Here is a 23,875-nt window from a genome sequence, read left to right on the forward strand (position 1 = left end):
ACCCTAGGAGAGCGTGAGCCGCTCCCGCACCACCTTTGCGAGCCGCTCGGCGACCTGCTCGGCGCGGCCCTGGGTCTCGGCCTCGACCATCACCCGGACCAGCGGCTCGGTGCCCGAGGGACGCAGGAGCACCCGGCCGGTGTCGCCGAGCGCCGCCTCCTCCTCGGCCACCGCGGCGGCGAGGACCTCGTCGTCGGTGCGGCTGCGGTCGACGCCGCCGACGTTGACGAGCACCTGCGGGAACCGGGTCATCACCGAGGCCAGCGAGGCCAGGGACTCCCCGGTGACGACCATCCGCTCCAGCACGTGCAGGGCGGTGAGGATGCCGTCGCCGGTGGTCGCGTGGTCGCGCTGGATGACGTGGCCGGACTGCTCGCCGCCGAGGGAGTAGCCGTCGGCGTTCATCGTCTCCAGGACGTAGCGGTCGCCGACGGCGGTCTGGCGCACGGCGACGCCGTGCTCGGCCATCGCGCGCAGCAGGCCCAGGTTGCTCATCACCGTGACCACGAGGGTGTCGTCGCGCAGCCGGCCGGCGTCGCGCAGGCCGAGCGCCAGGATGGCCATGATCTGGTCGCCGTCGACGACCCGGCCGCGGTGGTCCACGGCCAGGCAGCGGTCCGCGTCGCCGTCGAGGGCGAAGCCGGCGTCCGCGCCGTGCTCGAGGACGGCGGCCTGGAGCGGGCCGAGGTGCGTCGATCCGCAGCCCTCGTTGATGTTCAGGCCGTCGGGCGCCGCGTTGATCGGGATCACCGTCGCGCCGGCCGCGGCCAGGGCCATCGGGCCGGCCTGGTACGCCGCGCCGTGGGCGCAGTCGAGCACCACGCGCAGGCCCGTGAGCGGCTTGACGGTGCTGACCAGGTGGGCGACGTACTCCTCCAGCGGCGTGGAGTACGGCGTCACCCGGCCGACGTCGGCGCCGGTGGGGGGCTGCCAGGGCTGCCCCATCCGCTCCTCGATGGCGCGCTCGATGGTGTCGTCGAGCTTGACCCCGCCGCGGGCGAGGAACTTGATGCCGTTGTCGGGCATCGGGTTGTGCGAGGCGCTGATGACCACCCCGACGTCGGCGCCGAGCGCGTCGGTCAGGAAGGCGACACCGGGCGTCGGCACCACCCGCACCCGGACCACGTCGACGCCGGCCGAGGCGAGCCCGGCGACGACGGCGTGCTCGAGGAACTGGCCCGAGATCCGGGTGTCCCGGCCGACGACCGCACGCGGTCGCTGGCCGGCGTAGCCGCCCCGGTCGACGAGGACCCGGGCGGCGGCGACGGACAGGTCCAGGGCCAGCGAGGCGGTCAGCAGACCGTTCGCCTGGCCCCGGACCCCGTCCGTGCCGAACAGACGTCCCACAGGAGGGAGCGTCAGCGCTTGCTGAACTGCGGCGCCTTGCGGGCCTTCTTCAGACCAGCCTTCTTGCGCTCGATGACGCGGGCGTCACGGGTGAGCAGGCCGGCCTTCTTCAGCGCCGGGCGGTTGGCCTCGGTGTCGATCCAGTTCAGGCAGCGGGCCACGCCGAGGCGCAGCGCGCCGGCCTGACCGGTGATGCCGCCGCCGTGGATCCGGGCGATCACGTCGAACCGGCCGTCGAGCTCGAGCTCGGCGAACGGCTCGTTGACGACCTGCTGGTGCAGCTTGTTCGGGAAGTACGACTCGAGCGTACGGCCGTTGACCGTCCACTGGCCGGTGCCCGGCACGATGCGGACGCGGGCCACGGCCTCCTTGCGGCGGCCGGTGGCCGCGGCGGGGGCGATGGTCGCCGGACGCAGCGGTGCGTCGGCGGACGGGGCGCTCTCCGAGCTGTAGGCAACGCCCTGCTCGTCGACCTCGTAGGTCGTCTCTTCGACCTCGGTGGTGTCAGCCACGATGAATTCCTCTTCAGACTTTCTCGGCGGGCGCGATTACTGGGAGATCTGGGTGATCTCGAAGGGGACGGCCTGCTGGGCCGCGTGCGGGTGCGTCGGGCCGGAGTAGACCTTCAGCTTCTTGAGCACCTGCCGACCGAGGCGGTTCTTGGGGAGCATGCCCCACACGGCCTTCTCGATCGCCTTGCGGGCGTCCTTCTCCAGCAGCTCACCGATGGGGGTGGCCGAGAGGCCGCCCGGGTAGCCGGAGTGGCGGTAGGACATCTTGGTCGTCTTCTTGCTGCCCGACAGGGCGACCTTCTCCGCGTTGATGATGATGACGAAGTCACCGGTGTCGGCGTGCGGGGCGAAGATCGCCTTGTGCTTGCCGCGCAGGAGGGTCGCCGCGGTCACGGCGAGCTTGCCGAGGACGATGTCGGTGGCGTCGATGACGTGCCACTCGCGCTGGATGTCAGCGGGCTTGGGGCTGTACGTGCGCACAGGACTGAGCCTTCTCGTTCGTAGGACCCGGACGGACTGCCCGTCCGGGTGGTGCTGCTGCGCCCTCTGACGAACACTGCCCGGCTCGGAATCGTCCGGATCTGCACCCCACGAGGGAGTGCGGCAGGAGGCGCGACTCCCCAAGATACGGGCACCCGCTCCGGCGGGTCAAAACGTGGCACCCGGCCGGGACCGGACCGGGAGGCGGACACCGGGTGTCGGTCTCTTCACCTCAGCGGTTAGGTTGCGAGGGTGACTGATTCTCTGACCGTCCGTGACAACCGCACCGGACAGGAGTACGACGTACCGATCGTCGACGGCACCATCCGCGCCGCCGACGTCGGGAAGATCAAGGCCTCGGACGAGGCCCCGGGACTGGCCGTCTACGACCCGGGCTTCGTCAACACGGCGTCCTGTCGCTCGGCCGTCACCTTCATCGACGGCGAGAAGGGGATCCTCGAGTACCGCGGCTACCCCATCGAGCAGCTGGCCGAGAAGTCGAACTTCCTCGAGGTGGCCTACCTCCTGATCCACGGGGCGCTCCCGACGAAGGCCGAGTACGACGCGTGGGTGCACGAGATCACCTACCACACGTTCGTCCACGAGAACGTGAAGTCGTTCATGGAGGGCTTCCGGTACGACGCGCACCCCATGGGGATGCTGATGGCGTCGGTCGGGGCCCTCTCGACGTTCTACCCCGACGCGCGCAACATCACCGACGCCGACAACCGCCACATGCAGATCGTGCGGATGATCGCGAAGATGCCGACGCTCGGCGCCTGGTCGTTCCGCCACGCGCAGGGCAAGCCGTTCGTCTACCCCGACAACGACCTCGGCTACACCGCGAACTTCCTCTCGATGCTGTTCAAGATGAGCGAGCAGAAGTACGAGGCCGACCCGCGGCTGGTCAAGGCGCTCGACGTGCTGTTCATCCTGCACGCCGACCACGAGCAGAACTGCTCGACCAACGCGGTCCGCTCCGTCGGCTCCTCGCAGGTCGACCCGTACTCCGCGGTCGCGGCCGGTGTCGGCGCGCTCTTCGGCCCGCTGCACGGCGGCGCCAACGAGGCGGTGCTGCGGATGCTGCGGCGCATCGGCTCGAAGGAGAACATCCCGGCCTTCATCGCCGGGGTGAAGGAGGGCAACGAGAAGCTGATGGGCTTCGGCCACCGGGTCTACAAGAACTACGACCCGCGCGCCAAGATCATCAAGAAGGCCTGCGACGACGTCTTCGAGGTCACCGGGGTCAACCCGCTGCTCGAGATCGCGCAGGAGCTGGAGAAGATCGCGCTCGAGGACGAGTACTTCGTCAAGCGCAAGCTCTACCCCAACGTCGACTTCTACTCCGGCCTGATCTACGAGGCCTTCCAGTTCCCGCCGGAGATGTTCACCGTCCTGTTCGCGATCGGCCGCGCCCCGGGCTGGCTGGCCCAGTGGCACGAGCTGGTGCAGGACAAGGAGCAGAAGATCGCCCGGCCCAAGCAGATCTACACCGGCGACCGGCAGCTGGAGTTTGTGCCCGCGTCGGAGCGTTGGGCCTGAGCGCAGCGAAGCCCCAACGCTGCGACGAAGCCCGGGCCAGGTCGAGCAGCGGCGCGACTGAGGAACGAAGTCGCGACCCGCGTGTCGAGACCACACTGAGATGACCGAACACACCACCCCGACCCCGGACGGCACGCCGTCCGGGGTCGCGGTCGTCTGGGACCTCGGCAACGTGCTCATCGACTGGCAGCCCCAGGACGCGGTGGCGGCCGGGGTGGGGCCCGAGGAGGCCGCGCGGTTCCTCGCCGCGGAGGACTTCGACTTCCTGGCCTGGAACCACGTCCAGGACGCCGGCGGCGGCTGGGACGACGCCGAGGCCGAGGTGGCGCGCACCCACCCGCACTGGGCCGAGCACGCCCGGGCCTACCGGACCCACTTCGCGCGCTCGCTCGTCGGCGAGGTGCCCGGCACCGTCGACCTGCTCCGGGACCTGCACCGGGCCGGCGTCGTCCAGTGGGGGCTGACCAACTGGTCCGCCGAGCTCTACCCGCACGCGCCGGAGCGGTTCGACTTCCTCGCCCTCCTCGACGGCGTGGTCGTCTCCGGGGTCGAGGGGGTCGCCAAGCCCGACGCCCGTGCGTTCGAGCTGGTCGCCGAGCGCAGCGGCGTGCCCCTGGACCAGATGGTCTTCGTCGACGACCGCCCCGCCAACGTCGCGGCCGCCGTCGCGCTCGGGATGGACGGGATCGTCTTCACCGGCGCCGGCCCGCTCCGCGCGGACCTCCGCCGCCGCGGCCTCCCCGTCTGACCTGTGGAGAGAGTCGCCGAGTCGGCGCACATGTGCGCCGACTCGGCGTTCCTTCCACAGGTCAGGGTCAGTTGACCCCGCGCTCGCGGTCGGCCCAGTACGGCGCGCGCAGCTCCCGCTTGAGGATCTTGCCGGTGGGGTTGCGCGGCAGCGCGCCGAGGACGTCGACCGACCCGGGGCACTTGTAGTGCGCGAGGTGCTCGCGGCAGTACGCCACCAGCTCGGCCTCGGTGGCCGTCGTGTCCGGCCGCAGCGCGACGACCGCCTTCACCGACTCGCCCCATCGGTCGTCCGGGACGCCGATGACCGCCACCTCGAGGACCGCGGGGTGCTCGGCCAGGACCCGCTCGACCTCGGGGCTGTAGATGTTCTCGCCGCCGCTGATGATCATGTCCTTGAGCCGGTCCTCGACGTAGACGTAGCCGCCGTCGTCGAGCCGGCCCAGGTCGCCGGTGCGGAACCAGCCGTCGTCGGTGAGCACCTGCGCGGTCGCCTCCGGCTTGCCGAGGAACCCCTTCATCACCTGCCGGGAGCGCAGCCAGATCTCGCCGGGCTCCCCCACCGGCCGGTCCTCCAGGGTGGCGGGGTCGACGACCCGGACCTCCATGCCCGGGATCGGCCGTCCCGCCGAGAGCAGCCGCTCGGGGTGGTCGGGGTCGCGGTGGTCCTCCGGCATCAGGTGCGTGGCCACGCCGGCGACCTCGGTCAGGCCGTAGACCTGCACGAAGTCGGTGTCGGGCCAGGCCTCCATCGCGGCGCGCAGCAGCGGCGGCGGCATCGGGGAGGCGCCGTAGGTGTAGGTCTTCAGCGCCCCGAAGAGCCGCACCGCGTCGGGGCCCGCCTGCAGCACCTGGGCCAGCACCGCGGGGACCAGGAAGGTCCGGTTGGCGCCGGCGAGGATCGCGCCGGCCAGCGACGCCCCGTCGGGGTCCCGGGTCATCACGCTCGGCAGGCCGTCGTGCAGGCCGAGCAGGACGTACGACGAGCCGCCGACGTGGAACAGCGGCATCGCCACCATCATCTTGTCGCCGGGCTCGAGCACCAGCCCCTCGTGGGAGCAGACGGTGTGCTCGACCATGTTGGTGTGGGTGAGCATCACGCCCTTGGGCCGGCCGGTGGTGCCGGAGGAGTACATCACCAGGCAGACGTCGTCGGGCGAGACGTCGTCGGGCCGGGAGGCCGGGGTGGCCGCCGCCAGCCAGGCCTCGTACTCGTCGCCCTCGGCGCCGTCCGGCGTCACCTCGATCACCGTGCGGACCGCGGTGAGCCGGTCGCGGATCCGGGCGACCTCCGGCGCCAGCTCGGTGCCGACGAACAGCACGGTCGCGCCGCTGTCGTTGACGGCGTAGTCGATCTCGTCGCCGGCGAGCCGCCAGTTGACGATCGCGTTGGCGGCGCCGAGCGACCCGGCGGCGAGGCTGATCTCGACGCAGGCCGGGTGGTTCTTGTCGAGGAACGCGACCACGTCGCCGCGGCCGACGCCGAGCTCCTGGAGCCCACCGGCCGCGCGGCGTACCCGGTCGTCCCACTGCGCCCAGGTCCAGGTGCGGCCGAGGTAGGTCATGCACTCCGCGTCGGGGTTCGTCGCCGCCCAGTGGGCGAGGCGGTCGTCGACGAACCTGGCACGGGGCGCGGGCCCATTCGGGGTCGAAGTGGCGGCGGCGAGGGCCTCGGGGGCGACGGTGGCATCCATGGCGCCGATCGTGACGCAGTTCACACGGGGGCACAAGGCGGCTTCTTCGCGGGCACCCAGCGCCGTCTCAGCCTGGTCACAGGCTGGAGGCCGATGATTGTCATCAACAACGAGACGGCAGCGAGACGCCGAACAGGAGGCACGCAGCATGACCAACGAGTGGCACGACGACACCCAGCCCGTGCGCCCCACCGCGGGCGAGCAGCCCACCGCGGCCCCCGCCGCGGCGGCCCCCACCGCGCCTCCGACGGCGCCCCCCACGACGCCTCAGCCGGTGCCCGCTCCCCCGACCACCCCGCCGCCCGCCCCGCTCACGCAGCCCCGCGCTCCGCGCGGCCGGCGGTTCGCGGCGGGCGTGGTCGCCGCCTCCCTGGTGGCCGGCGGCGCCGCGGGCCTGGGCGGCGCCGCTGCCTGGGACGCCTGGGACGACGACCCGACCGGCAACCGCGCCGGTACGCCGTCCCGCTCCACCGCGCAGTTCGCCGACTCCGACTCCGACTCCGAGCCCGCCACCGACGGCACGGTGGAGTCGGTCGCGGCGTCGGTGCTCCCGTCGGTGGTGAAGATCGACGTCACCGGCGCGCAGGGCTCGGGGTCCGGATCGGGCGTCGTGCTCAGCGAGGACGGCCAGGTGCTGACCAACGACCACGTGGTCGAGCTCGCGGGCGACGGGGGCGAGATCACGGTGTCGTTCAACGACGGGACCGAGGCCGAGGCCGAGATCGTCGGCACCGACCCGCTCACCGACGTCGCGGTGATCCAGGCCGAGGACGTCGAGGGGCTCACCCCCATCACGCTCGGCTCGTCCGACGACCTCGAGGTCGGTGAGGGCGTCGTCGCGATCGGCTCGCCGTTCGGTCTCGACGCGACCGTCACCAGCGGCATCGTCAGCGCGCTGAACCGCCCGGTCGGGGTCGGCCAGAGCGCGGACGGCACCACGGCGTACCCCGCCATCCAGACCGACGCGGCGATCAACCCCGGCAACAGCGGCGGCCCGCTGGTCGACATGGAGGGCCGCCTGGTCGGCATCAACTCCTCGATCCGGAGCACCGCCTCGTCCTCGCCGTTCGGCACGAGCGAGGCCGGCTCCATCGGCCTCGGCTTCGCGATCCCCATCGACGACGCCATGCCGATCGTCGAGGAGATCGTCGCGGGCGAGACGCCCAGCCACGCCCTGCTCGGCATCAGCGTCTCGGACGTCGGGGCGGAGCCCGGCACGGTGCCGGGCATGCCGGGCGCCGAGGAGGGCGCCACCCCGAGCGAGGGCGCGCTGGTCCGCGAGGTCGGCGGCGACTCCGCCGCGGCGGACGCCGGGCTGAAGCAGGGCGACGTGATCACGAAGATCGACGAGCAGCACGTCGCGGGGTCCGACGACCTGATCGCCACGATCCGCTCCTACCGGCCCGGCGACACGGTCACCGTGACCTACGAGCGCGACGGCGTGGAGAGCACCACCGAGCTCGAGCTGGACTCGGACGCCTCCGAGTCCTGATCCCCCCGCACGGCGCGGCTCAGGCGAGTGTCTTCTGGAACTCGCCGAGCCGCGCCGTCGGCGTGTAGCCGAGCCGGTCGTTCACGCCGACCATGTGCTCGTTGACCTCGGCGTTGTAGGTGACCAGCGTCCGCACCGACGGGCGCAGCTGCTGCAGCTGCCGCAGGTTGGCGACCTTCACCGCGAGCCCCAACCGGTGGCCGCGGTGGTCGCGTCGGACCAGGGTGCCCCACTGGTAGCCCCGGTCCGACCCGTGGTCGGTGCAGGCCAGGTCGGTGTACGCCGCGACCGTGCCGTCCGCGGCCAGGGCCACGGTGTGCAGCTTGGTGCGGCCCTTCTTCGCGGTCTCCGCCTCGTCCTCGCGGACCGCGGCGGTGCTCGCCGACTCCGGCTCGAGCGTGAGGTCGCCGGTCGGCGCCTCGGTCATCAGCGTCGAAGCCAGGTCGGCCCAGCCCTGCAGGAGCTCCTCGGGCACCGGGCCGACCCACGACCGCAGCGTGTACGCCGCGTGGTGCGGCGCCGCCTCGGCGGCGAGCGCGTCGAGCAGGGCGTCGTCGACGGGAAGACGCAGCTCGCGCTGGACGTCGCCGAGCCCGAGCACGTACCCGCAGGCCCGGGCGAACTCCGGCCCGCTCTCGCCGATCCCCTCCGCCCCCGCCCCGTAGGCGTAGCGGGTCTCGCCGCCGAGGATGGTGCGGCCGCGCCCGCGGGCGACCTCCTCGAGCCGGGCGAGCATCGCCCGCCCGTACCCGCGGCGCCGGTGGTCGGGGTGCACGTGGACGGCGAGCTCGGCGCGGTCGCGGTTGTCGAGCAGCGGCAGCCGCACCCGTCCGGTCGCCACCAGCTCGCCGCCGAGCAGGCCGGCGTACGCCGTCGACCAGGAGCGGGTGCCGCCGTCGCGGATCATCACCCGCAGCTCCTCGGCCTGCCAGGGCGTCGCGCTGGCCCCGCGCCCGTGCCGCTCGGCGGCCTCGTAGACCCGGTGCCACGCGGCGTACGCCACGTCGTCGTCGACGTCGAGCGGCACGACCTGGTAGCCGCTCACCGCGCCCGCTCCACCCGGCCCTCGTCCCAGACCGGCCCGTCGGACTCGTAGACCTCGCCGTCGGCGCCGTAGACCAGGAACCGGTCGAAGCCGCGCGCGAACCAGCGGTCGTGGGTGACCGCGAGCACCGTGCCCTCGAACGCCGCGAGGCCCTCCTCGAGCGCCTCGGCCGACTGCACGTCGAGGTTGTCGGTGGGCTCGTCGAGCAGCAGCAGGGTGGCCCCCGACAGCTCGAGCAGCAGGATCTGGAAGCGGGCCTGCTGGCCGCCGCTGAGTGACTCGAAGGTCTGCTCGCCGGCGTGCGCGAGCTCGTAGCGGTCCAGCACCCGGGCCGCCTGCTCGCGGCCCATCCCGCGCCGGCCGTCGGGGTGCCCGTCGCCGCGGTGCAGCACCTCCAGCAGCGTCCGCCCGACCAGCTCGGGGTGCTCGTGGGTCTGCACGAACCAGCCCGGCCGGACCCGGGCGCCGAGGCGCGCCTGGCCGCGGTGCCGCACCGGCTCGATCCGCACCTCGCCCACTGGCCGGTGCTCGACGTCGGGGTCGCTGCCGCCGGCCGCGAGCAGCCGGAGGAAGTGCGACTTGCCCGAGCCGTTGGACCCGAGGACGGCGACCCGCTCGCCGTACCAGACCTCGAGGTCGAAGGGGCGCATCAGCCCCTCGAGCTCGAGCTGCTCGCAGACCACCGCGCGCTTGCCCGTGCGACCCCCGGTGAGCCGCATCGTGACCTGCTGCTCGCGCGGCTGCTCGGTCGGCGGCCCGGCCTCCTCGAACTTCCGCAGCCGGGTCTGCGCGGCGCGGTACTGGCTCGACATCCCGTCGTTGTACTCCGACTTGACCTTCAGGCGGAGCACCAGCGCCTTGAGCTTCGCGTGCTCCTCGTCCCAGCGACGGCGCTGCTCCTCGAGGCGCGCGAACCGGTCGGTGCGGGCCTGGTGGTAGGAGGTGAAGCCGCCCGGGTGGGTCCAGACCGTGTTGCCCGCGGCGCCCAGCTCGACGGTCACGACCCGGGTGGCGGTGTTGTTCAACAGCTCGCGGTCGTGGCTGATCATCAGCACGGTCTTGTCGGACTCGCGGATCCGGCCCTCGAGCCAGATCTTGCCCGGGACGTCGAGGTAGTTGTCGGGCTCGTCGAGCAGCAGCACCTGGTCGGGACCGCGGAGCAGGTACTCCAGCACCAGCCGCTTCTGCTCGCCGCCGGAGAGCGTGGTGAGCTCGCGGTACTTCACCCGGTCGTACGGCACCCCCAGCGCGGCGATCGTGCACACGTCCCAGACGACCTCGACGTCGTACCCGCCGGCGTCGGCGTACTCGCCCAGGGCGGTGGCGTAGGCCATCTGGGTCTTCTCGTCGTCGTGCTCCATCAGCGCCAGCTCGAGGCGGTCCACCGCGGCCGCGGCCTCGCGGACGCGCGGCGGGGAGACGCTCAGCAGCAGGTCGGCGACGCTCGTGCTGCCCACGGCGACCTGCTGGCGCATCACGCCGAGCCCGCCGCTGCGCGTCACCGCGCCGGCGTGCGGCGCGAGCTCGCCGGTGATGATCCGGAGCAGCGTCGTCTTGCCGGCGCCGTTCGCCCCGACCAGCGCGACCTTCGCCCCCTCGCCCACCCGGAACGACACGTCCTCGAGCAGCACCCGCCCGTCCGGCAGCTCGTAGCGCACCCCGGCGACATCCACATGACCCACGTCGGAGGATTGTCCGCCTCGGTGGCGTGTTCGGCGAACTGATAACGGGGACGGCGGCCGGTTTCCCCGGTGAACCGGGGAAACCTGATGTTCTCGGCCGTCGCGATGGCCGAGAACATCAGGTTCTCCCTGAGAAGTACGGCGGCCGGGGCAAGGTCGGCGGGCTGCCGCGCCGCCACGGCGTCCGCCGTCACCCCGGCCATGCTCGGGTAGGGACCAGCGTTGGGCGGGGCGCCCATGTCCTGGTCACCGGGCCCGCGCCATGATGGGCGCTCACACCCCAGGGAGGGCACCGATGCAGCTGGAGCTGTCAGCCGAGGACCAGGCGTTCCGCGAGGAGATGCGCGAGTTCTTCACGATGAAGTTCCCCCAGGAGATCCGCGACGCGGTCACCGCGGGGCGCGAGCTCACCAAGGAGCAGATCGTCGAGAGCCAGCAGACGCTGAACGCCGCCGGGCTCGCCGTACCGCACTGGCCCGAGGAGTGGGGCGGCCGCGGCTGGTCGGACCTGCGCCGTCACCTGTGGAACGAGGAGATGCAGGCGGCCGCCGTGCCGCTGCCGCTGGCGTTCAACGCCAACATGATCGGCCCGGTGCTGGCGCACTTCGGCTCCCAGGAGCTCAAGGAGCGGTTCCTGCCGCCGACGGCCAACCTCGACATCTGGTGGAGCCAGGGCTTCTCCGAGCCCGACGCCGGCTCCGACCTCGCGAGCCTGCGCACGACCGCGGTGCGCGACGGCGACCACTTCGTGGTCAACGGGCAGAAGACCTGGACCACGCTGGGCCAGTACGGCGACTGGATCTTCACGCTGGTGCGCACCGACCCCGAGGTCAAGAAGCAGGCCGGCATCTCGATGCTGCTCATCGACATGACCTCCCCGGGCGTGGAGGTGCGCCCGATCGAGCTGATCGACGGCGGCCACGAGGTCAACGAGGTCTGGTTCACCGACGTGCGGGTGCCTGCGGACCTGCTGGTCGGCGAGCTCAACGGCGGCTGGACGATCGCGAAGTTCCTGCTCGGCAACGAGCGCGTCGGCGTCGCCCCGGTCGGGACGACCAAGCGCGTCCTCGCCCAGGCCAAGGAGCTCGCCGGCGCCCAGCTGGAGGACCCGTTCACGCGCGCCCGGTTCGCCGAGCTCGAGAACGAGCTGCTCTCGCTGGAGCTGACCGCGCTGCGCGTGGTCGCCCACTCCGAGGGCGGCGAGCCGCACCCCGCGAGCTCGGTGCTCAAGCTCAAGGGCACCGAGATCCAGCAGGCGGTCACCGAGCTGGTGCTCGACCTCGCCGGACCGGCGGGGCTGGCGACCGGCGAGGGCGCCGGCGTGCCCGAGTGGGCCCACCTCGCGGCGCCGACGTACCTCAACATGCGCAAGGCGTCGATCTACGGCGGGTCCAACGAGATCCAGCGCCAGATCATCGCCCGCACGATCCTGGGACTCTGAGGGGACTGACATGGACTTCACCTACGACGACGAGCAGGACGCCCTCCGCGACGCGGTGCGCGGCCTGGTCGGCAAGGCGTACGCCGACTTCGAGCAGCGCCGCCGCACCGCCGCCGAGGAGCCCGGCTTCAGCGAGAAGATGTGGACGCAGCTGGCCGAGATGGGCCTGCTCGGGCTGCCGTTCGCCGAGGAGGACGGCGGCGTCGGGGCCGGTCCGGTCGAGATCGGCATCGTCGCCCGCGAGCTGGGCCGGGTGCTCGCGCCCGAGCCGTACCTCACCTCCGTCGTGCTCGCCGGCGGCCTGGTCTCCGCGGCCGGCACCCGCGGGCAGCGCGCCGAGGTGCTCGGCGCGCTCTCCGCAGGCGAGAGCGTCCTGGCCTTCGCCCACGACGAGGAGGGCAGCCGGTGGGCGCCGTCCGCGAGCGCCGTGCGGGCCACCCGGGACGGCGACGCGTGGACCCTCACCGGCGTCAAGGAGCCGGTCCCCCACGGCGCCCGCGCCGACCTGCTGGTCGTCAGCGCCGCGCTGCCCGACGGCGGCACCGGCGTGTTCCTCGTCGACCCCGACGGGGTGCAGCGCGACGGCTACACGACGTACGACGGGGGCCGCGCCGCGCGGGTCACCTTCGACGGCACCGCCGCCACCCCGCTCGGCACGCCCGGCCAGGACCTCGAGCCGACGATCGCCACCATCCTCGACATCGGCCGGATCATGGCCGGCCAGGAGGCGCTCGGCGCGATGGAGGTCGCGCTCGCCGCGACCACGTCGTACCTCACCAGCCGCAAGCAGTTCGGCGTCACGCTGAACACCTTCCAGGCGCTGAACTTCCGCGCCGCCGACATGTACGTCTCCCTCGAGCTGGCCTCCAGCCTCGTGCAGTGGGCGACGATGGTGCTCGCGACCGGCGACGCCACGCGGGCCGCCGACGCGGCCGCGCGGGCGGCGTACCAGGTCAGCCGGGCGTCGCGGCACGTCGGCCAGGAGGCGATCCAGCTGCACGGCGGCATCGCGATGACCGCGGAGTACTCCGTCGGCATGTACGCCGCGCGGCTCTCCGCGCTCGACCACCTGCTCGGCGACGGCCAGCACCACCTGGCCCGGCTGGCGGCCGGCATCGAGGGGTACGGCGCGATCGACCCGCTGGCGCCGACCGCCGGGCGGGGATGATCGACACTCCTTAGACTGCTGCCCATGGTGCAGCAGGCCGAGGAGCCGATCGACGAGGACGTGCGCCTGGCTGCGCCACGGCGTACCCGGCGCGGGGCGCGCGTCGCCGCGATGGCGGCGTACGCGGTCCTGCTCGGCGTGTGGATCGAGCTGCTCGGCATCCCCAACGACACCGTGCAGGTCTTCCTGTGGCTCTGGGTCGGCACGATCGCGTGGAACGTCGAGGCGCCGCCGCGCTCGCACCTGGCGTTCCTGCGCGACTGGTGGCTGCCGGTGGTCGGCCTGGTCATCTACTTCTACAGCCGCGGGCTGACCGACGAGCTCGGGCTGCCGGTGCACGTGCAGATGCCGATCACCGTCGACGAGTGGCTCGGCGGCGGGGTCACCCCGACCGAGCGGCTGCAGGACGCCTGGTGCGGCGACCCGTGCACCAAGGACAGCGAGCCGCGGTTCTACGACCTGTTCCTCACGACCGTCTACGCCACCCATTTCCTCGCCGGCCTGACCATCGCGGCCGTGCTGTGGGTGCGCAACCGCGGTGAGTGGATGAAGTGGATGCGGCGCTACGTCGGCATCAACTTCGGCGCGCTGGTCGTCTACATCCTCTACCCGATGGCCCCGCCGTGGATGGCCTCCGAGCAGGGGCAGATGGGCGAGGTCACCCGGATCACCAGCCGCGGGTGGTCCGACATCGGCCTGGACCGGATCGACCTGGTGCTCCAGGGCGTCGGCAACCCGGTGGCGGCGATGCCGTCGCTGCACGCCGGCATCTCCTTCCTGATCGCGATGTACGCCGTCCAGCGGCTGCGCACGCCGTGGCGCTGGCTGCTGCTGCTCTACCCGCTGGCGATGTCGACGGCGCTGGTCTACTTCGCCGAGCACTACGTCATCGACATCGTCGCCGGCGCCGCGCTCGCGCTGCTGGTGCTGGTGCTCGCCTCCGCCTGGGAGCGCCGCCGGGCCGACCGCCTCGACGCCGCTGCCCCCACCCCCACCCCCGCGCAGGAGCCCGCCGAGTCGGCGTGAGTTGCGCCGCCGGGTGACAACTCACGCCGACTCGGCGCTCAACTCACGCCGAGTCGGCGCTTGTGTTCAGGCCGCGCCGACCATCCGCAGGGCCAGCCCGCGGTAGTGCTCGGCGACCAGGTCGGGGCTCCAGCCGCGGTCCTCGCGGTACCAGCGCGCCACGTCGATGCCGAGCGAGAGCAGCGCGGTGGCGGTGATCGCCGGGTCGGTGGTCGTGAAGTGCCCCGAGGCCGCGCCGCGCTCGAGCAGGTCGCGCATCACCCGGTCGATGCGGCGGCGCAGCTCCTCGACCTCCGCGCGGTGCTCCTCGGTGAGCGCGGCCATCTCGTAGGTCACCACGCGGGCGCTGACGTGGTGGACGGCGTGGTGGCGGACGAACTCCTCGACCAGCCGCGCGAGGTGGTCGACCGGGGTGCCGGGGCCCGCGACGGCGTCCTCGCACAGGGCCAGCACCCGCTGGTGGCCGACGAGGCAGATCAGGTGCAGCAGCTCCTCCTTGGAGCGGTGGTGCACGTAGAGCGCGGCCGGGCTCATGCCCGCGGCCGCCGCGATGTCGCGGGTGGTGGTGCCGTGGAAGCCGCGCGCCGAGAACGCCTCCACCGCCGCGGCGAGGAGCCGGTCGCGGGCGTTGACCTCGGGGGGCATGGCAGCGATAGTAAGCAAGCGCTTAGTCAGAGGGCAACGATGTGAGGGGCGGGGACGGCATGCGGGGTCTGCAGGGCAAGGTGGCGCTGGTGACCGGCGCGAGCCGGGGCATCGGCCTCGGGATCGCCGAGCGGCTGGTGGCCGAGGGCGCGCGGGTCTGCCTGACCGCCCGCAAGCCCGAGGCGCTCGAGGAGGCCGTCGCCTCGCTCGGCGGGCCCGAGCACGCGATCGCCGTCGCCGGCAAGGCCGACGACCCCGCCCACCGCGACGACGCGGTCGCCCGCACGATCGAGACGTTCGGCAGCCTCGACCTGCTGGTCAACAACGCCGGCATCAACCCCGTGTACGGGCCGCTCGTCGACCTCGACCTCGCCGCCGCACGCAAGATCGTCGAGGTCAACGCGCTCGGCGCGCTCGCCTGGGTGCAGACGGCGTACCACGCCTGGATGCGCGAGCACGGCGGCGCGGTCGTCAACGTCTCCTCGGTCTCCGGCGTCAAGCCCGCCCCCGGCATCTCCATGTACGGCGCCAGCAAGGCGATGCTGATCAGCCTCACCGAGTCGCTCGCCGTCGAGCTCGGCCCGGGCGTCCGGGTGAACGCCGTCGCGCCGGCCGTGGTGAAGACCCGGTTCGCCAGCGCGCTCTACGAGGGCCGCGAGGAGGAGGTCGCGTCGGCGTACCCGCTGAAGCGGCTCGGCGTCCCCGAGGACGTCGGCAGCGTCGTGGCGTTCCTGCTCTCCGAGGACGCCGCCTGGCTGACCGGCCAGACCGTGGTCCTCGACGGGGGCGTCACCCTGACCGGCGGCGTCTGATGACCGGCCCGCTCGCCGGCGCCGGCGCGGTCGTGACCGGCGCGGGCCGCGGGATCGGCCGGGCGCTCGCCGTCCGGCTCGCGCAGGAGGGCGCCCGCGTCGTCGTCAACGACCTCGACGCCGACGCGGCGTACGCCGTCGCCGCCGAGGTCGGGGGTACGGCGGTCCCCGGCGACTGCGCCTCCGACGAGGGCGTCCGCGCGCTGGTCGACCGCGCCACCGAGGCGCTCGGCCGCGTCGACGTCTACCTCGCCAACGCCGGCATCGACGGCGCCGCCGGGCCGGACAGCCTGCAGACCCCCGACGCCGCCTGGGAGCAGGTGCTCGACGTCAACGTGATGGCCCACGTCCGAGCCGCGCGCACGCTCGTCCCGCGCTGGCTCGAGGACGGCGGCGGCGGCCGGTTCGTCGTCACCGCCTCCGCCGCCGGGCTGCTCACGATGGTCGGCAGCGCGCCGTACTCGGTCACCAAGCACGCCGCGGTCGGCTTCGCCGAGTGGCTCTCGGTGACGTACGGCGACCGCGGGGTCACCGTCCAGGCGATCTGCCCGCAGGGCGTGCGCACCCGGATGCTCGAGGAGGCCGGCCCGCTGCAGGGGCTGCTCTCCCGCGACACCGCGCTCGAGCCCGAGCAGGTCGCCGACGCCTGGGTGCGCTCGCTGGCCGACGACCGGTTCCTGGTGCTCCCCCACCCTGAGGTGGCCGACTACTACGCCGCCCGCGCCGCCGACACCGACCGCTGGCTCGCCGGCATGCGCCGCCTCCAGGCCAAGGTCGACGGGCTCGGCTCGTGACCGCCCCCGACGACCTCCCGGGCCTCGACCTCACCGCGTTCCGGGACTGGTACGACGCGCAGCGGCCCGGCGAGCTCGCCGGCGACCTGCGCGGCCGGCTGCTCGCCGGCGGCAAGTCGAACCTCACCTACGAGGTCACCGACGGCTCCGCCTGGTGGGTGGTACGCCGGCCGCCGCTCGGCCACGTGCAGGCCACCGCGCACGACATGGGCCGCGAGTTCACGGTGATGAGCGCGCTCGCCGGCACCGACGTGCCCGTGCCGGCGACGTACGCGCACTGCGACGACCCGGCCGTGCTCGGCGCGCCGTTCTACGTGATGGAGCGGGTCGCCGGCACGGCGTACCGCACCGCCGACCAGCTCGCCGACCTCGGACCGGAGCGCACGGCGGCGCTCGCCGGCGCCATGGTCGACGTGCTGGCGCGGCTGCACGCCGTCGACCCGGGCGCCGTCGGCCTCCAGGACCTCGGCCGGCCGGTCGGCTTCCTCGAGCGCCAGGTACGCCGCTGGGGCCGGCAGCTCGACGGGTCCCGCACCCGCGACCTCCCGGACGCCGACGCGCTGCTGGCCCGGCTCGCCGCGAGCGTGCCCGCCGGCGACGACGGCAGCGCCGCCGGCATCGTGCACGGCGACTACCGCCTCGACAACCTCCTCGTGGACGCGACCGACGAGCACCGCGAGCACCCCGTGCGCGCCGTCGTCGACTGGGAGATGGCCACGATCGGCGACCCGCTCACCGACGTCGCGCTGCTGCTCGTCTACGACCGGCTCGGCACCATCGCCGGCGGCGGCGCGGTCGCCGACGCGAGCGCCGCCCCCGGCTACCCCGACGCCGACGCCCAGCTGGCGCGGTACGCCGCGGCCGGCGGCCGCCCGCTCGGCGACCTCGGCTTCCACCTCGGGCTGGCCCACCTCAAGCTCGCGGTGATCCTCGAGGGGATCCACTTCCGCCACCTGCACGGCCAGACCGTCGGCGAGGGCTTCGACACCGTCGGCGCCGCGGTCGAGCCACTGCTCGCCGCCGGCCTCGCCGCGCTCACCGCCACCGACCACTGACAGACCCACCGATCCCGGGAGACCCCATGGACTTCGCCTACGACGCCCGCACCGAGGAGCTCCGCCGCGAGCTGCTCGACTTCATGGACGGCCACGTCCACCCGGCCGAGCAGGTCTTCCACGACCAGCTCGCGGCGCTCGACGACCCGTTCGCGTGGACCAGCGCGCCGGTGCTCGCCGAGCTCACCACCGAGGCGCGCCGCCGCGGGCTGTGGAACCTCTTCCTCCCCGGCGACAGCGGCGGCCGCGGCGCCGGCCTCACCAACCTGCAGTACGCCCCGCTCGCCGAGATCAGCGGGCGCAGCGGCCACCTCGCCCCGGCCGCCATGAACTGCGCGGCGCCGGACACCGGCAACATGGAGGTGCTGCACATGTTCGGCACCCCCGAGCAGCAGGAGCGGTGGCTCGACCCGCTGCTCGACGGCCGCATCCGGTCGGCGTTCGCGATGACCGAGCCCGACGTCGCGTCCTCCGACGCCACCAACATCGAGACCGCGATCGTCCGCGACGGCGACCACTACGTGCTCAACGGGCGCAAGTGGTGGATCACCGGCGCGATGAACCCCGACTGCGAGATCTTCATCGTGATGGGCAAGACCGACCCCGACGCCTCGCGGCACCGCCAGCAGTCGATGGTGCTGGTGCCCCGGGACACGCCGGGCCTGACCGTCGTACGCCCGATGACGGTGCTGGGGTACGACGATCACGAGCACGGCGGGCACGCCGAGCTGCTCTTCGAGGACGTCCGGGTGCCGGTGGCCAACCTGATCGGCGAGGAGGGCCACGGCTTCGGCGTCGCCCAGGCCCGCCTGGGTCCCGGCCGAATCCACCACTGCATGCGCGCCATCGGGGTCGCCGAGCTGGCGATCGAGCTGATGTGCCGCCGGGTCGAGGGTCGGGTCGCGTTCGGCCGGCCGCTCTCGCGGCAGGGCGTGGTCCGCGAGTGGATCGCGGAGTCGCGGGTCGCCGTCGAGCAGCTGCGGCTTCTGGTGCTCAAGACCGCCTGGCTGATGGACACCGTCGGCAACCGCGGCGCGCACACCGAGATCCAGGCGATCAAGATCGCGACGCCGAAGGTGGTCCAGGAGATCGTCGACCGAGCCATCCAGGCGCACGGAGCGGGCGGGCTCTCCCAGGACTTCCCGCTGGCCGCGGCGTTCGCCGGGATCCGCACGCTGCGCTTCGCCGACGGCCCCGACGAGGTGCACAAGAACTCGCTGGCCAAGGCGGAGATCGCGCGGCACACGGGCGACCGGTGACCTCGTGGACCTGACCCTGAGCCCCGAGCAGCTGGCGTTCCGCGACCTCGCCCGCGAGTTCCTCGACCGCGAGGCGGTGCCGCACCGCGCGCAGTGGGACCGAGAGGAGTCCGTCGACCTCGCGATCATCCCGAGGCTGGCCGAGCTCGGCTTCTTCGGGCTCACCCTCCCCGAGGAGTACGGCGGCCTCGGTGGCGACTACCTCACCTACGTGCTCGGCATGGAGGAGCTCGGCCGGGCCGACTCCGCCCTGCGGGGCATCGTGTCGGTCTCCAACGGCCTGGTCGGCAAGTCCATCCTGGGCTTCGGCACCGAGGAGCAGAAGCAGCGCTGGCTGCCCGGCATCGCCGACGCGACCATCCTGGGCTGCTTCGGCCTCACCGAGCCCGACACCGGCTCCGACGCCGGCAACCTGACCGCGCGGGCCCGCCGCGACGGCTCCGACTGGCTGATCACCGGGCAGAAGCTGTTCATCACCAACGGCACCTGGGCCCACGTCGCACTGGTCTTCGCGCGCACCGGCGGCCCCGGCCCGAAGGGCGTCAGCGCGTTCCTGGTGCCGACCGACTCCCCCGGCTTCGAGGCGCGCGAGATCACCGGCAAGCTCGGCCTGCGCGGCCAGGCCACCGCCGAGCTGTTCCTGACCGACGTCCGGGTGCCCGCCGACGCGCTGCTCGGCGAGGAGGGCCAGGGCTTCCGGATCGCGATGACCACGCTCGACAAGGGCCGGGTCTCGGTCGCGGCCGGCTGCGTCGGCATCGTCCAGGGCTGCCTGGAGACCTCGGTCGAGTACGCCACCTCGCGCACCCAGTTCGGCCGGCCGATCGCCGGCTTCCAGCTGGTGCAGGACATGATCGCCGACATCTCCGTGGACGCGGACGCCGCGCGGCTGCTGGTCTGGCGGTGCGCCGACCTCATCGACCGCGGCGAGCCGTTCGGCGTCCAGGCCTCCAAGGCGAAGCTGTACGCCTCGGAGGCCGCCGTCCGCGCGGCGAACAACGCGATCCAGGTGCACGGCGGGGCCGGGTACGTCGATGAGTACCCCGCGCAGAAGTACCTCCGCGACGCCCGGGTGATGACCCTCTACGAGGGCACCAGCCAGATCCAGAAGCTGCTCATCGGGCGCGCCGAGACCGGCATCAGCGCCTTCGTCTGAACCACCGACCAGCAGAGAGGTCCCGCATGACCCAGCTCGATCCCCGCCTCGACCCCGAGATCGCCGTCCTGCTGCAGTTCCTGGACTCCTCGGGAGCCCCGCCGATGCACGCGGGGACGCCCGAGCAGGCACGCGCCGGCTTCCGCACCCTGAGCGTCGACCTGCGCGACCCGGCGACCGTCCCCGACGTCGCGTCCGTGGTGGACAGGACGGTGCCGGGCGGGGACGGCGACCTGCCGGCGCGGGTCTACCGGCCGCACGAGGGACCGCTGCCGACGGTGCTGCTCTTCCACGGCGGCGGCTGGGTGATCGGCGACCTCGACACCCACGACGTCATGGCGCGCACCATCGCGAACCTCGCCGACTGCGTCGTCGTCTCCGTCGACTACCGGCTCGCGCCCGAGCACCCCCACCCCGCGGCCGTCGACGACGCGCTCGCCGCGGCTCGCTGGGCGGCCGGGCACCTCGACGAGCTCGGCGGGGCCGACCGGCTCGGCGTCGCCGGCGACTCCGCCGGCGGCAACCTCGCGGCGATCGTGGCCCAGGTGCTGCGCGACGAGGGCACGCCGCTCGCCGGCCAGCTGCTGGTCTACCCCGCCACCGACTTCACCGGTGAGCACCCCTCGCGCGCCGAGAACGGCGAGGGCTACTTCCTCGACACCGCGACGATGCTCTGGTTCGCCGAGCAGTACGTCGGGCAGCTCGCCGGCGAGGAGCTCACCGACCCCCGGATCTCGCCGCTGTACGGCGACCTCGCCGGGGTGGCCCCCGCCGTGGTCGTGGTCGCGCAGTTCGACCCGCTCCGCGACGAGGGGACGGCGTACGCCGAGGCGCTGCGGAAGGCCGGCGTACCCGTCCAGCTCCGTGCCTACGACGGCCTGATCCACGGCTTCGTCGAGATGGGCGGCCTCTGCCGGGCCGCCAAGTCCGCCGTCGAGGACACCTGCCGGATGTTCCACGACGTCCTGCACCCCTGACGCCGAGTCGGCGTGAGTTGACCGCCGAGTCGGCGTGAGTTGCCCACCACACGGTCAACTCACGCCGACTCGGCGGGTCAACCGCGGCCGGTGGCGAGCAGGGCGAGCGCGAGGAGCATCTTGTCGCGGGGCACGGCGAGCGAGCGGCCGGTGAGCTGCTCGATCTGCTTCTGCCGGTAGATCACCGTGTTGCGGTGGCAGAACAGGTCGGCCGCGGCGTGGGTCGGTGAGCCATCGTGGCGCAGCAGCGCGGCGAGGGTGTCCAGCAGGGTCTTCGCCTGCGCCTCGGGCTGGGCGAGCACCGGCCCGAGGGTCTCGGTGAGCAGCAGCGGGGTCACCTGCGGGCTCCCGGCGAGCAGCACCTCGGGCAGCCGCTCCCGGACGCAGACCACCCGCTGCTCGCCCCGGGTCAGCGTCTCGGCGGCGCGGGTGGCGAGCTGGAAGGCGGTCGCGAAGCCGGCGATCCCCTCCGGGCTGGCGGCGATGCCCATCCGGCCCGCGGCGTACGGCGCGAACAGCTCGACCAGGCCGTCCTCCTCGGGCAGCCGCCCCGAGAGCAGCCCGTAGTAGACCCCGGACCGGACGTGCCACCGCGCGGGGATGCCGAGCCGGTCCAGCCGGTCCTCGGCCGGTGCGAGGGCGTCGTCGCCCACGAGCGCCCCGTCGTGCAGGGCGACCACGCACGCGATCGCGTCGTCGGGCCCGATCTCGAGCGTCGCGCGCGCCTCGTCGGCGAACTCCGGGTCGGCGCCGCGGCCCTCGAGCAGCGCGTCCAGCACGCTCTGCTCGCGCTGCAGGTCCCGGCGCTGGAGCCGCGCGCTCTCGCGGCGGTAGGCGTCGATGAGGATGGCGTTCTGGACGTCGAGGTTCGACCACACGGTCTTCGCCGCCTGCAGCAGCACCTGGTCGTCGATGCCGCTGCCGGGGTCGGTGCGCGCCCGCGAGACCAGCGCCTCCCACAGGATCCGCGCGCCGAGCGTGTAGGCGTTGAGCACCAGCTCCAGCGGCACCCCCTGCCGCGCCCGGCGCCGGCCGGTGTCACGCCACAGGTCGACGGTGTTGTCGGCGTCCGGGTGGGCCGCGTCGTGGCGCCCGGCGAGGATCCGCAGCCCGCGGCGGATGTGCTGCCGCGTCGAGGCACGTACGTCGGCGCGCAGCTCCGGCCCGATCCGCTCGTAGAGCTCCGCGTCCCGCTCGAAGAGGGTCAGCGTGATGCTGTCGGCGATCGGGTCGGACTGGTCCAGGAGCAGGCCCCAGGCGTGCTGGACCCGCTCCTCCCCCTGGGCCGGACCCGGGGTCGACACGGCGCGCATGGGAGCACGTTCGCACCCGGTGCACAACGCTGACCAGCCCCGGGGCCGATCTGCGGCGTACGGACCAACGATCTCTGTGCGCTCCGCCCAATGACCGATCTGTGCGGTCCCACCAAGGTGGTGCAGGTCACATCGCCCAAATCCGAGGCAGATCCGGAGGGACCCTGGTGAGCACGTCCGGCCCCGGCACCGCGACCCCCGAGCTCGTCCTGCGCGACGTCACCGTCACCTTCGGCGGGCTGACCGCCCTGCAGGACGTCGGCCTGACCGTCGCCCCGCACCGGGTGCACGGCGTCATCGGGCCGAACGGCGCCGGCAAGACCACGCTGTTCAACGTGGTCTGCGGGTTCGTCCGGCCCGACAGCGGACACCTCGAGCGCCAGGGCCGGCCGCTCGACCGGCTGCGCCCCCACGACCTCGCCGGCCTCGGCATCGCCCGCACCCTCCAGGGGCTCGGGCTCTTCGACCGGGTCTCGGTGCTGGAGAACGTGATGGTGGGCGGCGACCGGCACGCCCGCACCGGCTTCGTCGGCGCGCTGCTGGCCCTCCCCCGCTCCTCGCGCGACGAGCGCGAGCTGCGCGACCGGGCGATGGCGACCCTGGAGGGGCTGGGCGTCGCGCACGTCGCGGCCCTGCACCCGCCGAGCCTGCCGTACCCCGTCCGCAAGCGGGTCGCGCTCGCCCGCGCCCTGGTCGGCGAGCCGGAGCTGCTGCTGCTCGACGAGCCGGCGAGCGGCCTGTCCGCGGCCGAGATCGACGAGCTCGGCGACCTCGTGCGCGGTCTCACCGACCGCACGTCGGTGCTGCTGGTCGAGCACCACATGGACCTGGTGATGCGGGTCTGCGACGAGATCACCGTGCTCGACTTCGGCCGGGTGATCGCCCACGGCACCCCCGACGAGGTCCGCCACGACCCCGCCGTGCTCGCCGCGTACCTCGGTGAGGACGTCGCCTGATGCTCGCCGTCCACGACCTCACCGCCGGGTACGGCGCGGTCACCGCGCTGCGCGAGGTCTCCTTCACCGCCGCCCGCGGCCAGATCACCGCGGTCCTCGGCGCCAACGGCGCCGGCAAGACCACCCTGCTGCGCACCGTCTCGGGGCTGCACCGGGCCCGCTCGGGCAGCGTCGAGCTGGCCGGGCGCGACGTCCGCGGCGTCGCCGCCGAGCGGATGCCCGCGCTCGGCATGTCCCACGTCCCCGAGGGCCGCGGCGTGATCACCGAGCTGACCGTCGAGGAGAACCTCCGGCTCGGCGGGCTCGGCCGGTCCGGCAAGGTCGACGCCGGCCGGCTGGACCGGGCGTACGCGCTGTTCCCGGTGCTCGCCGACCGCCGGGCGATGCCCGCCGGCAGCCTGTCCGGCGGGGAGCGGCAGATGCTGGTGATCGGCCGCGCGCTGATGGCCACGCCCGAGCTGCTGCTGCTCGACGAGCCGTCCCTGGGGCTCGCCCCGCGCGTCGTCGTGCAGATCTTCGACCTGCTCCGCGGCCTCGTGCGCGACGACGGGCTCACCGTGCTCCTCGTCGAGCAGAACGCCCGCAGCGCGCTGTCCGTCGCCGACCGCGGGGTGGTCCTCCACCTCGGCGCGGTCGTCGCCGACGAGGACGCCTCCGTGCTGGCCGGCGACGACCAGCTCCGCCACGCCTACCTCGGGTTCTGACCCGCCGACCCGCCCCGCAGACCGGAGA

The 23,875-nt window shown here is 73.3% G+C and carries 23 protein-coding genes; 15 read left to right on the plus strand and 8 right to left on the minus strand.

The window, feature by feature from the left end:
- Window positions 1-3: 3 nt before the first annotated feature.
- Genes glmM through rplM form a run of 3 tightly spaced genes read right to left on the minus strand, consistent with a single transcriptional unit; the run spans window position 4 to window position 2,339 of the window.
- Window positions 4-1,347, minus strand: coding sequence for a phosphoglucosamine mutase (gene glmM / locus H4O22_RS16920; RefSeq protein ID WP_182524504.1), 1,344 nt, complete (start codon window positions 1,345-1,347; stop codon window positions 4-6).
- An 11-nt stretch (window positions 1,348-1,358) separates the two neighbouring features.
- Window positions 1,359-1,859, minus strand: coding sequence for a 30S ribosomal protein S9 (gene rpsI / locus H4O22_RS16925; protein ID WP_182524505.1), 501 nt, complete (start codon window positions 1,857-1,859; stop codon window positions 1,359-1,361).
- Window positions 1,860-1,895: 36 nt separating this feature from the next.
- Window positions 1,896-2,339, minus strand: a complete 444-nt coding sequence (rplM, locus tag H4O22_RS16930) for a 50S ribosomal protein L13 (protein WP_182524506.1) — start codon at window positions 2,337-2,339, stop codon at window positions 1,896-1,898.
- Between the two features lie 252 nt (window positions 2,340-2,591).
- Between rplM and H4O22_RS16935 the strand changes: the two genes are divergently transcribed.
- Both H4O22_RS16935 and H4O22_RS16940 read left to right on the plus strand, forming a co-directional pair.
- Window positions 2,592-3,881, plus strand: coding sequence for a citrate synthase (locus tag H4O22_RS16935; RefSeq protein WP_182524507.1), 1,290 nt, complete (start codon window positions 2,592-2,594; stop codon window positions 3,879-3,881).
- Between the two features lie 100 nt (window positions 3,882-3,981).
- Window positions 3,982-4,629: an HAD-IA family hydrolase gene (locus tag H4O22_RS16940; protein ID WP_182524508.1), complete on the plus strand. Its 648-nt coding sequence runs from the start codon at window positions 3,982-3,984 to the stop codon at window positions 4,627-4,629.
- A gap of 67 nt (window positions 4,630-4,696) precedes the next feature.
- Here the strand turns inward: H4O22_RS16940 and H4O22_RS16945 are convergent, their stop codons facing one another.
- Complete coding sequence (locus H4O22_RS16945; protein ID WP_182524509.1) at window positions 4,697-6,322, minus strand: long-chain-fatty-acid--CoA ligase; 1,626 nt, start codon at window positions 6,320-6,322, stop codon at window positions 4,697-4,699.
- A 148-nt stretch (window positions 6,323-6,470) separates the two neighbouring features.
- Here H4O22_RS16945 and H4O22_RS16950 point away from each other — a divergent pair, with 148 nt between their 5' ends.
- Window positions 6,471-7,814: a S1C family serine protease gene (locus tag H4O22_RS16950; protein WP_182524510.1), complete on the plus strand. Its 1,344-nt coding sequence runs from the start codon at window positions 6,471-6,473 to the stop codon at window positions 7,812-7,814.
- 19 nt (window positions 7,815-7,833) lie between these two features.
- Here the strand turns inward: H4O22_RS16950 and H4O22_RS16955 are convergent, their stop codons facing one another.
- Entirely contained in the window at window positions 7,834-8,859 is a 1,026-nt protein-coding gene (locus tag H4O22_RS16955; protein ID WP_182524511.1) for a GNAT family N-acetyltransferase, read from the minus strand.
- Window positions 8,856-10,541 carry an ABC-F family ATP-binding cassette domain-containing protein gene (locus H4O22_RS16960; RefSeq protein WP_182524512.1) on the minus strand — a complete coding sequence of 562 codons (1,686 nt, stop codon included), beginning with the start codon at window positions 10,539-10,541 and terminating at the stop codon, window positions 8,856-8,858. Before H4O22_RS16960 ends, H4O22_RS16955 begins: the two co-directional genes overlap by 4 nt.
- Before the next feature lie 69 nt (window positions 10,542-10,610).
- On the opposite strand from H4O22_RS16960, the gene H4O22_RS16965 reads away from it, so the two are divergent.
- The 4 genes from H4O22_RS16965 to H4O22_RS16980 all read left to right on the plus strand — a co-directional run bounded on the left by H4O22_RS16965 (window position 10,611) and on the right by H4O22_RS16980 (window position 14,176).
- Complete coding sequence (locus tag H4O22_RS16965) at window positions 10,611-10,754, plus strand: hypothetical protein (RefSeq protein WP_182524513.1); 144 nt, start codon at window positions 10,611-10,613, stop codon at window positions 10,752-10,754.
- An 82-nt stretch (window positions 10,755-10,836) separates the two neighbouring features.
- Window positions 10,837-11,982 carry an acyl-CoA dehydrogenase family protein gene (locus H4O22_RS16970; protein WP_182524514.1) on the plus strand — a complete coding sequence of 382 codons (1,146 nt, stop codon included), beginning with the start codon at window positions 10,837-10,839 and terminating at the stop codon, window positions 11,980-11,982.
- 10 nt (window positions 11,983-11,992) lie between these two features.
- Entirely contained in the window at window positions 11,993-13,150 is a 1,158-nt protein-coding gene (locus H4O22_RS16975; protein ID WP_182524515.1) for an acyl-CoA dehydrogenase family protein, read from the plus strand.
- 24 nt (window positions 13,151-13,174) lie between these two features.
- Window positions 13,175-14,176, plus strand: a complete 1,002-nt coding sequence (locus tag H4O22_RS16980; RefSeq protein WP_182524516.1) for a phosphatase PAP2 family protein — start codon at window positions 13,175-13,177, stop codon at window positions 14,174-14,176.
- A 66-nt stretch (window positions 14,177-14,242) separates the two neighbouring features.
- Here H4O22_RS16980 and H4O22_RS16985 read toward each other — a convergent pair whose 3' ends face one another.
- Complete coding sequence (locus tag H4O22_RS16985) at window positions 14,243-14,821, minus strand: TetR/AcrR family transcriptional regulator (protein WP_182524517.1); 579 nt, start codon at window positions 14,819-14,821, stop codon at window positions 14,243-14,245.
- Between the two features lie 59 nt (window positions 14,822-14,880).
- Here H4O22_RS16985 and H4O22_RS16990 point away from each other — a divergent pair, with 59 nt between their 5' ends.
- The 6 genes from H4O22_RS16990 to H4O22_RS17015 are packed head-to-tail and all read left to right on the plus strand — an operon-like array spanning window position 14,881 to window position 20,874.
- The gene (locus tag H4O22_RS16990) at window positions 14,881-15,633 is read left to right on the plus strand and encodes an SDR family oxidoreductase (protein ID WP_182524518.1); all 753 of its coding nucleotides are present in this window, start codon (window positions 14,881-14,883) and stop codon (window positions 15,631-15,633) included.
- Window positions 15,633-16,427: an SDR family NAD(P)-dependent oxidoreductase gene (locus H4O22_RS16995; RefSeq protein WP_182524519.1), complete on the plus strand. Its 795-nt coding sequence runs from the start codon at window positions 15,633-15,635 to the stop codon at window positions 16,425-16,427. Before H4O22_RS16990 ends, H4O22_RS16995 begins: the two co-directional genes overlap by 1 nt.
- Entirely contained in the window at window positions 16,424-17,482 is a 1,059-nt protein-coding gene (locus H4O22_RS17000; protein WP_182524520.1) for a phosphotransferase family protein, read from the plus strand. Before H4O22_RS16995 ends, H4O22_RS17000 begins: the two co-directional genes overlap by 4 nt.
- A gap of 26 nt (window positions 17,483-17,508) precedes the next feature.
- Entirely contained in the window at window positions 17,509-18,741 is a 1,233-nt protein-coding gene (locus tag H4O22_RS17005) for an acyl-CoA dehydrogenase family protein (RefSeq protein WP_182524521.1), read from the plus strand.
- Window positions 18,742-18,745: 4 nt separating this feature from the next.
- Window positions 18,746-19,897 (plus strand): acyl-CoA dehydrogenase family protein, encoded by a 1,152-nt coding sequence (locus tag H4O22_RS17010; protein WP_182524522.1) that lies wholly within the window; start codon window positions 18,746-18,748, stop codon window positions 19,895-19,897.
- A gap of 26 nt (window positions 19,898-19,923) precedes the next feature.
- On the plus strand, window positions 19,924-20,874 hold the full coding sequence (locus H4O22_RS17015) for an alpha/beta hydrolase (protein WP_182524523.1): 951 nt from the start codon (window positions 19,924-19,926) through the stop codon (window positions 20,872-20,874).
- Window positions 20,875-20,951: 77 nt separating this feature from the next.
- Here the strand turns inward: H4O22_RS17015 and H4O22_RS17020 are convergent, their stop codons facing one another.
- Window positions 20,952-22,187 (minus strand): RsbRD N-terminal domain-containing protein, encoded by a 1,236-nt coding sequence (locus H4O22_RS17020; protein ID WP_182524524.1) that lies wholly within the window; start codon window positions 22,185-22,187, stop codon window positions 20,952-20,954.
- 167 nt (window positions 22,188-22,354) lie between these two features.
- Here H4O22_RS17020 and H4O22_RS17025 point away from each other — a divergent pair, with 167 nt between their 5' ends.
- Both H4O22_RS17025 and H4O22_RS17030 read left to right on the plus strand, forming a co-directional pair.
- Entirely contained in the window at window positions 22,355-23,143 is a 789-nt protein-coding gene (locus H4O22_RS17025) for an ABC transporter ATP-binding protein (RefSeq protein WP_220451197.1), read from the plus strand.
- Window positions 23,143-23,847, plus strand: a complete 705-nt coding sequence (locus tag H4O22_RS17030; RefSeq protein WP_182524525.1) for an ABC transporter ATP-binding protein — start codon at window positions 23,143-23,145, stop codon at window positions 23,845-23,847. Before H4O22_RS17025 ends, H4O22_RS17030 begins: the two co-directional genes overlap by 1 nt.
- The last annotated feature ends 28 nt before the right edge of the window (window positions 23,848-23,875 follow it).

The organism is Nocardioides dongkuii, assembly GCF_014127485.1.
GTDB classification, from domain to species: domain Bacteria; phylum Actinomycetota; class Actinomycetes; order Propionibacteriales; family Nocardioidaceae; genus Nocardioides; species Nocardioides dongkuii.